The 13,407-nt window shown below is 61.3% G+C and carries 4 protein-coding genes; 1 reads left to right on the forward strand and 3 read right to left on the reverse strand.

Features of this window, described 5'->3' with window-relative positions; all coding sequences use genetic code 11:
* Positions 1-110: 110 nt before the first annotated feature.
* Entirely contained in the window at positions 111-2,405 is a 2,295-nt protein-coding gene (locus tag QMX91_RS07270; RefSeq protein WP_282412476.1) for a fatty acid cis/trans isomerase, read from the reverse strand.
* 156 nt (positions 2,406-2,561) lie between these two features.
* On the opposite strand from QMX91_RS07270, the gene metH reads away from it, so the two are divergent.
* Positions 2,562-6,272, forward strand: a complete 3,711-nt coding sequence (gene metH, locus QMX91_RS07275; protein WP_282412477.1) for a methionine synthase — start codon at positions 2,562-2,564, stop codon at positions 6,270-6,272.
* Positions 6,273-6,322: 50 nt separating this feature from the next.
* Here metH and QMX91_RS07280 read toward each other — a convergent pair whose 3' ends face one another.
* Both QMX91_RS07280 and QMX91_RS07285 read right to left on the reverse strand, forming a co-directional pair.
* A complete protein-coding gene (locus tag QMX91_RS07280) occupies positions 6,323-6,847 on the reverse strand; it encodes an NEL-type E3 ubiquitin ligase domain-containing protein (protein WP_282412478.1) in 525 nt (174 codons plus the stop codon).
* Positions 6,730-13,335, reverse strand: a complete 6,606-nt coding sequence (locus tag QMX91_RS07285; protein ID WP_282412479.1) for a DUF6543 domain-containing protein — start codon at positions 13,333-13,335, stop codon at positions 6,730-6,732. Before QMX91_RS07285 ends, QMX91_RS07280 begins: the two co-directional genes overlap by 118 nt.
* Positions 13,336-13,407 lie beyond the last annotated feature (72 nt).

A 13,407-nucleotide genomic window follows, 5' to 3' on the forward strand; every position in this document is an offset into this window, starting at 1 on the left:
TGTCAGGCAACAACCATTCTGAATGGACTGACGCCATCGCGAGCAGGCTCACTCCTACAGGGAATGTGCGGTGTTGCTAAGAACTGGGACAGCAGGCCTGTATTAAACGATCAAAGATTCTCGTAGCGGTTCATGTCCAGCACGCCCTCTTCCACCGGGTCGGTTTCGTGGAGGTATTGGCTCAGGTCGTGGAAATAGAACCAGAATTGCGGGTGACTGCGACGAATCCCCCAGCGTTCGACGATTTTCTCGAAACGCTCGGCATCCTTGGCATTCTCCATGGCATCGACAAACTCCGGCACTTGTTCGGCCGGAATGTTGAAGATGAAATTCGGATAGCTGCTCAGTACGCCCGGGTAGATGGTCAAGGTGTCCAGCCCCGGTTGATAGCGCAGCGACTCGCCCAACAGAAACGCCACGTTACTGTGCGCACGGTTGCGCAGCAGGCTGTACATCTCGCGTTTGCCGCTGCGGGTTTCGATGCGCAGCATGGTTGCTTCCGGCAATTGGTCGATCACCTTCAAACCGGCGGCCGGACGCGAGGTCAGGCGACTCAGCGCCTGCTCGGCATTCTGCAGCGCCGGGTCGATATTCGGCCGCGAGCAGTAGGCGCCGTCACAGCGGTTGATCGGATCCGGCCGCGCATTGAGGTCGCCGTAACGCGCCAGCAACTGCGTGGCGAAATCGTATTTCGGGTCCTTCGGATCGAGTTTCAGCGCGGTCGGTTTGTCGTCGTCGATCGCCTCATAGTCGAGCCACATCTTGAACTGGCCGCTGCTTTGGTACCAATCGTCGAGGTAGTCCTCGCGGGAATCGGCCGGCATCAGGCGCAGGAAGTTCTGCTCGGCGCCGTTGCGGATCAGGTCGAAATACAGACGAGTCTGCGCCTGATGGGAGACGTTGCCGAACACATCGAAGTTGACCGCCAACTGATAATAGGTGCGCTCCAGCAGTGGATAGTCGAACAGCCACATGGTCTGTGGCACTTCGCCGATCAGGCCTTTGGTCACCGACGCACTGTCGAAGTGGCGGAAAATGCTCAGCAGCGCGTTGTCGTTGCCGGCCCACAGGGTTGACCAGCTCGGAGCCGGCAGTTCGGCGTAACTGTCGCGGCGCAGGGCTTCGTATTCGTTGCGCTTGTTACGGTAGTTGTGCCACAGGCTCAGCACACTGCCGACGTCATCGTTCTGCCCAGGCATTGCCAGCAACGGCGTGGCCTGGCCGCGATAGTTGGGGTCGGTGATGTACAGATCATGTTCCGGAGCCTGGAACAGCGCCCAGAAGTTATCGCGGATCACATCCGTCGCAATCTGCCCACGGCACACCGGCCCGCGAATGAAGGTGCGGACGAAGTATTCAGCGTTATCGAGCATGAACTGATAACGCGCCTGCGCCGGAATCGCCTCGAAGGTGGCGAACGGGTTGGCCCGGCTCTGCGGGCCGTAACCCGGCAGCGCGTTGACCTGCCAGTTTCCGCTGTAGAACAGACTCTTGACCCGCGCCATCTTCGCCGCACTCAGCGGATAGGTGATGTGGGTCTTGTGCACGATCACCCCTCGCACCGGCCACAAGCGGTAATACACCTGAGTGCCCGGATCGTCATTCGGGCGGCGGGTGGCGATCAGGTCGATCGGCTGCCCTGTCGGCGTGCGCGAACGCACCCACTGGAAGTAGTGCCCCGGCTCGCCGTCCTTGAAATAGATATGCGCGAGGAACCAGTGTTCGAACAGCCAGCGCCCGACCAGACTCTGCCGCGCCCCCGGCGCATTGAGCAGGTTTTCCCACTGGACGATTTGCAGCGCTTCCCTGGCGCTCGGCGCCAGCCCCTGCTCGTCGATCGGCGCACCGGACGCCAGCCAGCGTTGCAGGGTCTGGTATTGCTGATCGGTCAGCCCCGTCACCGCCAGCGGCATGCCTTCTTTCGGGTGGGCGCCGGCATAGCCGTCAAACTCGGCGGGCATCGCGCACATGTTTTCCCGTTGCAGGCCGAGGACGATGTCTTCCGGGAGCTTGGCATTCGGTGTCAGCGGGGTTTTGTGGCCCAGTTCCAGCATCCGCGCCATCAGCGCCGCCTGGCTGCCCTGAGCGTCGAGTACCGAATAAAAGCCCTTCTGCTGCCAGGCACGTTTGCCGAAAGCGTCGTAGAACAGCCGAGTGGTCGGCGCCGCCTGAGTGCGCTCGCCATCGTAGACCGGCATCTTGCTCGCGCCCCGCTCTGCGCCTTCGCCGCTGCCCAGATTGAGCTGGCACGCCGAGTCGTAGCAGGCATGGCAGGCCACACACTTCTCGGTGAAGATCGGCTGGATGTCACGCGTATATGAAATAGGAGGTGAGATCGCGGGTTCCTGCGCAATGGCGCCCCAGCTTAAGAACAGCAAGAAAATGCTGATGACGCGGTACGACATGCCCATGATCCCGATCGTGAAAAAAACGCCCGCGATTCTACATTATGACGCTCGTACCAACATGAACGATATTCATGCAAAAGCAGCACGTGCTCCAAAAGCGCACAGGTTTGTTATGATCCCGGCCCTTCGTCATGGTCTTTTCGAGTAGTCCCAATGTCCGATCGCAGCGTCCGCCTTCAAGCTCTCAAGCAAGCCCTCAAAGAGCGCATCCTGATTCTTGACGGCGGCATGGGCACGATGATCCAGAGCTACAAGCTCGAAGAACAGGATTATCGCGGCAAACGCTTCGCTGACTGGCCGAGTGACGTCAAGGGCAACAACGACCTGCTGGTGATCACCCGTCCCGACGTGATCGGCGGCATCGAAAAGGCCTATCTGGATGCCGGCGCCGACATTCTGGAAACCAACACCTTCAACGCCACGCGCATTTCCATGGCCGACTACGGCATGGAAGAGCTGGCGTACGAATTAAACGTAGAAGGCGCGCGACTGGCGCGCAAGGTGGCCGACGCCAAGACCGCCGAAAACCCGGACAAGCCACGTTTCGTCGCCGGCGTGCTCGGCCCGACCAGCCGTACCTGCTCGCTGTCGCCAGACGTGAACAACCCCGGCTACCGCAACGTCACCTTCGATGAACTGGTGGAGAACTACACCGAGGCCACCAAGGGCCTGATCGAGGGCGGCGTCGATCTGATCCTGATCGAAACCATTTTCGACACGCTCAACGCCAAAGCCGCGATCTTCGCCGTGCAAGGGGTGTTCGAAGAGCTGCACATCGAACTGCCGATCATGATTTCCGGGACCATCACTGATGCGTCCGGCCGCACCCTGTCGGGCCAGACCACCGAAGCGTTCTGGAACTCCGTGGCCCACGCCAAGCCAATTTCGGTCGGCCTCAACTGCGCCCTCGGCGCCAGTGAGCTGCGTCCATACCTGGAAGAGCTGTCGAACAAGGCCAGCACCCACGTTTCCGCGCACCCGAACGCCGGTTTGCCGAACGAGTTCGGCGAGTACGACGAGTTGCCGGTAGACACCGCCAAAGTCATCGAAGAATTCGCCCAGAGCGGTTTCCTCAATATCGTCGGCGGTTGCTGCGGTACCACCCCGGGCCACATCGAAGCCATCGCCAAGGCCGTGGCCGGTTACGCACCGCGGCAGATTCCGGACATTCCCAAGGCTTGCCGTCTGTCCGGTCTGGAACCGTTCACCATCGATCGCAGCTCGTTGTTCGTCAATGTCGGCGAGCGCACCAACATCACCGGTTCCGCCAAGTTCGCCCGTCTGATCCGTGAAGACAACTACACCGAAGCCCTGGAAGTCGCCCTGCAGCAGGTCGAGGCCGGCGCGCAGGTGATCGACATCAACATGGACGAAGGCATGCTCGATTCGAAGAAGGCCATGGTGACCTTCCTCAATCTGATCGCCGGTGAACCGGACATTTCCCGCGTACCGATCATGATCGACTCCTCGAAATGGGAAGTGATCGAAGCCGGTCTGAAGTGCATTCAGGGCAAGGGCATCGTCAACTCGATCAGCATGAAAGAAGGCGTCGAGCAGTTCATCCATCACGCCAAGCTGTGCAAACGCTACGGCGCTGCGGTGGTGGTGATGGCGTTCGACGAAGCCGGCCAGGCCGACACCGAAGCGCGCAAGAAAGAAATCTGCAAACGCTCCTACGACATTCTGGTCAACGAAGTCGGCTTCCCGCCGGAAGACATCATCTTCGATCCGAACATCTTCGCCGTGGCCACCGGCATCGAAGAACACAACAACTACGCTGTGGACTTCATCAACGCCTGTGCCTACATCCGCGACGAGCTGCCGTATGCGCTGAGTTCCGGCGGCGTGTCCAACGTGTCGTTCTCGTTCCGTGGCAACAACCCGGTGCGTGAAGCGATTCACTCGGTGTTCCTGCTGTACGCGATCCGCGCCGGCCTGACCATGGGTATCGTCAACGCCGGTCAGCTGGAAATCTACGACCAGATCCCGCAGGAGCTGCGCGACGCCGTCGAAGACGTGATCCTCAACCGCACGCCGGAAGGCACCGACGCCCTCCTCGCCATCGCTGACAAGTACAAGGGCGACGGCAGTGTCAAGGAAGCCGAGACCGAAGAGTGGCGCAGCTGGGACGTCAACAAGCGTCTGGAGCACGCGCTGGTCAAAGGCATCACCACGCACATCGTTGAAGACACCGAAGAGTCGCGCCAGTCGTTCGCCCGCCCGATCGAAGTGATCGAAGGCCCGCTGATGTCCGGCATGAACATCGTCGGCGACCTGTTCGGCGCCGGCAAAATGTTCCTGCCGCAGGTGGTGAAATCCGCGCGCGTGATGAAACAGGCCGTAGCGCATCTGATCCCGTTCATCGAACTGGAAAAAGGCGACAAACCGGAAGCCAAGGGCAAGATCCTGATGGCCACGGTAAAAGGCGACGTGCACGACATCGGCAAGAACATCGTCGGCGTGGTGCTGGGTTGCAACGGCTACGACATCGTCGACCTCGGCGTGATGGTCCCGGCGGAGAAAATCCTCCAGGTGGCCAAGGAAGAAAAGTGCGACATCATCGGTCTGTCCGGGCTGATCACTCCGTCGCTGGACGAGATGGTCCATGTTGCCCGCGAAATGCAGCGTCAGGATTTCCATCTGCCGCTGATGATCGGGGGCGCGACCACGTCCAAGGCGCACACCGCCGTGAAGATCGAGCCGAAGTACAGCAACGATGCGGTGGTCTACGTGACCGACGCCTCGCGTGCGGTCGGTGTCGCGACGCAGTTGCTGTCCAAGGAACTCAAGGCCGGTTTCGTCGAGAAGACCCGTCTGGAATACGTCGATGTGCGTGAGCGCACCGCCAACCGCAGCGCCCGTACCGAGCGCCTGAGCTACGCGGCGGCGATCGCCAAGAAGCCGCAGTTCGACTGGGCCAACTACACGCCGGTCAAACCGACCTTCACCGGTACCCGCGTGCTGGACAACATCGACCTCAACGTTCTGGCCGAGTACATCGACTGGACGCCGTTCTTCATCTCCTGGGACCTGGCCGGCAAATTCCCGCGCATCCTCGAAGACGAAGTGGTCGGTGAAGCGGCCACCGCGCTGTACAAGGACGCGCGCGAGATGCTCACCAAGCTGATCGACGAAAAGCTGATCAGCGCCCGTGCAGTGTTCGGTTTCTGGCCGGCCAATCAGGTGCATGACGACGACATCGAACTGTACGGCGATGACGGCAAGCCGATGGCGCGCCTGCACCACCTGCGCCAGCAGATCATCAAGACTGATGGCAAACCGAACTTCTCGCTGGCCGACTTCGTCGCACCGAAAGACAGCGAAGTGACCGACTACGTCGGTGGTTTCATCACCACCGCCGGCATCGGCGCCGAAGAAGTCGCCAAGGCCTATCAGGACGCTGGCGACGACTACAACTCGATCATGGTCAAGGCACTGGCCGACCGTCTGGCCGAGGCCTGCGCCGAATGGCTGCACCAGCAAGTGCGCAAAGAGCACTGGGGTTACGCCAAGGATGAGGTGCTGGACAACGACGCGCTGATCAAAGAACAGTACTCCGGTATCCGTCCGGCACCGGGTTATCCGGCCTGCCCGGATCACACCGAGAAAGCCACGTTGTTCACCCTGCTCGATCCTGAAGCCAGCGAAATGCGTGCCGGGCGCAGCGGCGTGTTCCTTACCGAGCATTACGCGATGTTCCCGGCGGCAGCGGTCAGCGGCTGGTACTTCGCCCATCCGCAGGCGCAATACTTCGCAGTCGGCAAGGTCGACAAGGATCAGGTGCAGAGCTACACCTCGCGCAAAGGTCAGGAACTGAGCGTGACCGAGCGCTGGCTGGCGCCGAACCTCGGTTACGACGAATAAGCGCAACGGTCAGTCCCCGAACCTCCCGGGGACTGACCGTTCAGCGGGTTTTACCCGCCTGACATTTGCCCGGACGTACCGGGCATTTGTGCGTTGCCGGCAGACAAACCGATCCGTTCGATCTCCTCTCGCGACAATTCGATGAGCCTGGCATTTCGCGCGGCCGCCTGGTCGAACAACCTGCTCAGATACAGCGGATCGTCAGCACTCAGACCTTCGTCCTCGCCCTCCTCCATCAACTGCAGTTCATCCATTTGCCTGAACGCTTCGGGCTGCTGCTCCTTGAGATAGTCCAGCCAGTAATCGCGCTGGATCAGGTCCTCCAGAAATCTCTCGGAGCGTTCCGCGCTGACCACCTCGGCCCGCGCATTGACCAACTGCTGCGGGGTGACACCAGAGGCAAATTTCATGTTTTTCGGCTGCCCGGGCAATTCCAGTCCATCGTCCCAGCCCCCGGTCAGACCGATCCGATAACCGAGGCGGACTTCGGCTTCGTCGAAACCACTACGCGCCGCCGCCGCTTTTGCCAGCTCATCGACCTTGTCCAGCCGGAACAGCTGCCGCGACAGCGACAACAAGGCCTCGCCGCGGATTCCCGGACGGCCGGCAAATCGAGCAAGGCGTTGTAAGTGAAGACCTTGCCCTCCAGACCACTGAACGTAAGGATGCGCCCGTCCACGCAAGTCCCGTGTGTGGCCGAACCGGCGAAAATCACCTCGCGCAGCTCACTGTTGGCCGCCGCCGCTTCCATGACCATCCACACCCGTCGGGTCAGATCGGCGTTGGCCACGCGAAACTCCTGGGTGTCCTGCAATCGATCAAGCAAATGGAAGAATGCCGCGCTATCCGGTTCGGCAGCGAGTTGATCCCAGAGCCTGTCGCGTGCCAACGCCTGATCCGCCGGCAGATTCGCCAGCCACGGCGCTTTCTGTTGCGCATGGGCCTGTTCGCCCGGGAGGGTTTCGTCGGACTCGATGCTGTCGGTGGTTTCACTCAGCCCGCCGGCAACGTCGTCAGCCATTTCCTCCAGATCGGAACTGGAAAAACCGAGCACTCGCGGGCGGTTACCCGCAGCCTGATAGGTTCTGAGCCTTTCGAGGGATTCCTCCGAGAGGTTGTAGTTGTCAGTCAGGTCGGTGCCGTCCATCAGCTCATCGTGCTCACCGTCCAGCGCCTGTTCGGGGATGGCGGTGATGTCGTTGCGACTGAGGTTGAGTGTCCGCAGGTGCTGCGCATCCAGCGTCCCGGCCGGCCATTCGGTGAGGTTGTTGTTGCGTAGATCCAGACTTTGCAAATGCTCGAAGTAACTGACGTCGAACGCATCGAGATGGTTGTAGCCCAGGTCCAGTGCCTGCAGATGCTGCAGACCGGACAGCGCGGCATACAGCGGCTCGGTGTCACTGAAGTTGTTGCTGGCCAGCTCGAGTCGCTCGAGCTGCGGCATTTGCCCGACGGCATCAGGCAGCGCTGTGAGTTCATTGCCACTTAGGGTCAGACTGCGCAGGTGAGTGAAAGCCTTGAGAAAGCCGTTGCTGCCCTCGGCCGTCACTCGTGTGCCTGTCAGGTTCAAGCTGCCGACATGCCCGAAATCCTCGGGCAGCGGCGGTAGATCGCCCAATTGCAGGCCGTTGAGATCCAGAAGCGCATCGACCCCGGCAACCGATAACCGTGCGCGCCAGCAGGTGAGGATGCGCCACGCCGCCAGGCTGCGTGATTGCGAGGAGATGACCCAATCGACGCCACGGGTTTCCCGGGTATACAGCCAGCCATTGAGTCGGCGAACGATGGTTTCAAAGGTCTGACTCCAACCGGTGATCCGCTCGCCGATCTGCACTTCGGTCGCACCCTCATTGCGCAGCGCCTCGATCATTTGCGTGGCTTGTTCATCGCTAAGGGCCGGCTGCACTCGCTGCAGGTCCTGGCGCATCCGTGTCAGCCCGGTACTGACCGGTGCCTGCGTCAGCGGCAGCAACTGGCGGGCCACTGATACACCGTTCTCCGCCGGCGGAAAAGTCGCCGGCACTGGCTGCCGGGCAAACGCATCCAGCGCGCCGGCAGGCAGGCCGAGGGTGTCTTCGAGCCGCCGTTGCGCCAGACGCAGTTCAGCCGACGCCGCGGCGGTCAGCGGCGTACCGGTCAGGTTGGTATTGAGCAGTGCGGTGCTCTCGAGCACGGCAGGCGGCAGCGTGCTGATACGGGTGTCGCGCAGATCCAGCCACGCCAGTTGCGGCAGACCATCGGCCCCTGTCGGCCACTGTTGCAGGTGCGTTGCCTGCAGGTCGAGGGCCTTCAAGCGCTGCAGGCTGCCAACGTTCATCTCGCTCAGCGGATTGTTCCGCAGATTCAACTGTTCGAGCGCAGGCAATTCACTCAATCCGCGCTCCAGGCCTGAAGCGTCGGTCAACTGGTTGTCGGCCAGATCCAGGTGCACCAGGCGCGAAAGGCTTTGCGACTCGATCGGCCATTCGTGCAAGGCATTGTCACTCAGATCAAGGGTTCGTACTTCGCTGAACGCACTGAGGAAACCGCGCATCTGCACGGCTGCAACGCGCTGGCCACTGAGCAGCAGCGTGCGTACATGCGCAAATGCGTCAGCGGGTAATGCCGGCAGTTCGCTGAGCATCAGCCCCGACAAGTCCAGGGTCGAAGCACTGATGGTCGCGCCGTAGCGTTTGAACATGCCCTTGCGCCAACTGGTTTTCAGGACATGGGCCAGGTTTGATCGCGCGACGAGTTCGCGCAGCGATTCTTCCGACACCACCACGCGCTGCTGCCACTGATTGAGCTGGCTATCCAGCGCAGCATATTGATCGCTCAAGGCATTGATCGCGGTGAAACGCTGCTGCTCGTCCGGCCATTGCTCGAAGAAACGATTGAACACCCCCTCGGGTGATTGATTCACGCCCTCGCCCAGGCGCCGCAACTCGCCACGGCAATAATCCCTGACCATCGTTTCTCGATCGATCAGGTGTTCTGGATGAGTCTTGACGTATTCGTACACGCCCGTGAAGTTTTCCCGGGAGAATCTTGACCAGTCCAGCGACAGCCCCGACCAGAGTTTTCCATGCCCCTGCAACAGTGTTGCCGGCACGGTGCTGATTCCGGTGTCCCTGAGGTTCAGACGCTCCAGGGCCGGTAAATCCAGCGCACCCGCAGGCCAGTCGAACAATGAATAGGCGACGATTTCCAGTGTGCGCAGATTACGCATGCCGCTGACGTCGAAAGCCAGCGGCTGATAGCTCGAGGTGCTGACACTCAAAGCTTCCAGCCGGGTCAATTGAGCCAGGCGTGCCGGCATATCGGCGGCATAGGGCATTGCGCTGTAAAGCGTCAGGTCAGTGAATTCCGGCAGGTTCTGCAACACCGCCGGCACGTTGGTGAACGCTTCTGCGGTGGCGTTGATGCGCAGCGACTTGAGCCTGGGGAAACTGCCCAACAGTTCATCGACGTTGGCATCGCTGATGCACCGCCCCCTGACTCGCAGATCGCGCACATGCGAGAAGTCCGCCGTCAGCACCGGCAACGGGTCATCGCAGGTCAAATCGAGGCGTGCGGCACTCGCGCGGCTATCGGCCAGCGGCGAATTGCGCCAGCTCTGCTTGAGGCTGCGCACCACGCTGGATCGGCCGCCGATCATCGACTCCAGCGTCGGCTCCGGGGCCGGCACACCTTCCCATTGCGCCAGCGACGATTCGAGTTCCTGCCATTCACGCAGGCGCCTTTGCAACAGCTCGTAGATCTGCGCGTCAGTCCGCCCGGCGGCCAGTTGTTTGAGGATGAACCCGCCCGCCTGCTGATCCGTTAACGCCGGATACACATCCTGCACGCGCGTCACCAGCAACGGATTGACGCCTTCGCCGCGACCGCTGGCGTAATAACCCAGCCCGTGCTGGCGTACCCGCACCGGCGCCTTGAAGCGTTGCTTGTGGCCATGGCGTCTGCTCGCCAGTCGAGCCAGTTCGACACGGTGTCGGGCCACATACCGGATCAGTGCCCGACGCAGTCGGGCGCTACGCGCAACCTGGGTAAAACCCAGGGCCTGCCGCGACTGATCGGGCAAGGCATGGAGGATTGAGGCAAAAAAATTGTCGCCGTGACGCGGAACACTGTTGAGCGCTTCGCCGCGCTCGTTGTACGCCTGATAGACCGGCCCGCGCTTGACCAGATACTTGGTTTGGCCGGCACTTTCGTTGCCGACACTGTCAATCAACGGCCCGTCGAGGCTACCTTCGCGCACCTCGAGACGCACCTCGTCCGACCAGCCCGGCAGTCGTTCCAGGGCGCGCAAGGTCAGCCATTGGCTTTCGCTGCCGCCGGAATTTTCCATGTGCAGGCCGGCGACCGCGTGGTTGAAGCGGCGTCGCCGGGCAAATTCACGGGAGATCTCCAGCAGCCGCAACGGCACCCGCTTGCCGCTTTGCAGGCGCGCCAGCTCCTCGGCGTTCGCCTCCAGCAGCACGCGGATTGCCGCCGAACTGCCCAACCCCGGTGTCGCGGCTTGCAGCCTGGCGATTCGCCGGTCGTTCAACGCGGGCTCGTCATAGAGCCTGTCGAACATCGCCGGTTGCCGGGTGCGCAGGTAATCGGCGATCTGTTTGCGCAGTTCCAGCGGCCGCGATTCGACCACACGCGCCGGCTCGGCGCCCAGCAGCCAACGTGTTTGCGGCTCATCCAGCGCGGCCAGAATACGTTCAGGCAATTGGCCGTCGAGCACTTCGGCGCGGGTCACCTGGATCGGTGTATGCGTCTGGCCCTCGATCAAGCCTGATTCTGCGCCGAACAGCCGGCTGGGGCCGGACAGCTGCGCTCCGTCGAAGACTTGCAGAATCTTTCCGCTCGGCCAGCGCGGCATTTGCGTGAGCATTGGCAGCGTCAGCAGATACGAATCATCCAGGGGGGTTCCTCGTTCGACCTGATCGATCAGCCGCCCGACCTGCTGCTCCGCTTCATACAGGCGCAAAGTGTCGGCCAGGGCCAGTGGCGCTGGCTGATGATCGAGGTGCATCTGGCGCAGGGCTTCATCACTGACACCACTGACATCGGCGATTTCGAGCAGTTGCGCATCCGAAAACGCCTCAGTCGAGTGACCGATGCGCCGCAGCAGGGTCAGTCGATCCCAGCTCAACGGTCGCTCCAGGTTGTGGCGCCAGGCCCCCAGTCGATTGTGCTCAAGGATCGGTTGATACGCCGCAGGATCATGCGGGTGGCGGATGCGCCAGCTTTTCAGGGTCTCGTCGTAGTGCGTCTGGTAGACCTTGCCCTGCTGGCGAATGAAGGTCTTGCCGTCGAATCGATACACGCCCTGCGCATCAGGCACGGCACTCGCCGGCAGGACACTATCGCTGACGTAAGCATCAAGGTCAGGCTTCCACAGGCGGACCGAGCCGTCAGGCCGTTCGACCGGCTGCAGATGCTCGATCACGGGCTCGGCGGAGGCCGCCTGGAGTCGGCCTGCGCCCTTGCCGACCGCGCCCATCACGCCAATCAGCGCCAGGTTCTGCGCCACATCGACCAGATGCGCCTTGGCAGCCTGGCGATCACCTTCCGACCATTCGATGGCGCCTTCGAATGATTCATAGAGCAGTTGCCCGGCCATCACGGTCATCATGATTTCGCCCAGTACCGGGACAAACATCGACACCAGGTTCAACGCCATCATGCCGAGCTCGAGCAGATGACTGAGTTTTTCTGCGCGTACCCGGGCGTCGACGTCTGCTGTGGGGACGGCGTGGGCCTTCGCATCGGCGATGAATTTGGCCCGGTGCTGTTCGTAGAGGTATTGCCACAGATCGGTGTTGTCGGCCCAGATCCCGGCCACGCCTTTGCGCGTGGTCGGCAACGGGTCGAGAAACGGTTCGGGCTGCGGCTCGCGCTTGCCGGGGGCTTCGGGTGGCAGCTCCTTGATTCGCGCGATGGTCGACAGTGGCGGTATCAGCTGTGCAACCTTGACCCAGATCGAATGCAACGGGTCACTCGGCGAGTCCGCAGCCTTTTGGGTGAACTGACTGAAATAGTAAGGACGGTCGGCATAGGCCACGAACTGACTGAAAAACTGCTGGTAAGCAGTCGGGCCTGGCGCGGAAGCCGTAGGGTCAGCAGCGGTGAACTTGCCTTTGAACACCTCACGCATCTGCGCCATGGTGTAGCGCTTGAGCGGGTGTTGTGGGTCATGGGGAATGTAGACGATGAACTCGTTGGTGTAGCGGTAGCGCTCGCTGATGCTGAACACCACGCAACCGGTCATCCGCCGCTTCATCAGGCTCAGATCACGAAACCACACGGCCTTGCCGCCGAGTTGCGGATAGATCTGGCCGTCCACCACCGACAGAATCATCCGGTAGTCGGCGGGCTCGATGTCCTGTTTCAGCAGCGCCCATTCAGCGGCGGCACGCAACGCGGTTTTCTGGCTGGCAATGAAGTGCCGGCGCAAGGTGTCGGTTTTCTCGAAAAACGCTTTGATCCTTGCCTGATAACGGGCACCGACGTCCAGCGAACGACACAGCGTCAGAAACTGCCTGACCGTGATGCCGATGTCTACTGCCTGAAACTCGCCCGGGGTTGCCGTCTCGACCACGAAACCGGATCTGGCGTGATAGGCACCTGCTTCACATTCCGAAGCCTCGAAGTTGTGCAATGCCGCTTGCAGCAAGGGCAGCTTCAACACTTCGAACGTGGAAACTTCAACTTCCAGCACCCCGAGTTCGAGGGGCCGTCTGAGACACAGCAAGGTCTTGCCGAGATCGACCGTGACGTTGAACTGGTCCTTGAGTGCCTTACCGAGCAACGCCTGGGCAAATGCATCGACGCTTTCAAGGCCGGCCATGGTCTTGTCGAGTCGGCTCTGGGCGACAAAGGCCGCCGTGACCCGCTCTTTCAAGGCTTGTTGCTGATCATTCGAGAAATGGTGATAGCCGTGCGCTGGCCGGGTACTGGCCACTTTCATCGCGGCCCGCCGCTCGGGTGAAGCGGCGATCAGCCAATCGGGGATCAGCTGCTCCAGCAGCTTGCCGTGAAGGCTGGCGCTGACCGGCGTGCGGGGCAATGTCGGGGGATGAGTGGACATCCTGTCTCTCCTGAAAAATGGGAGGACAGGACACCATGTCCGCCACGGTGATCTGCGGTACATAATTATCGT

The sequence above is a fragment of the Pseudomonas sp. PS01299 genome (genome assembly GCF_029960145.1).
GTDB classification, from domain to species: Bacteria; Pseudomonadota; Gammaproteobacteria; order Pseudomonadales; family Pseudomonadaceae; genus Aquipseudomonas; species Aquipseudomonas putida_A.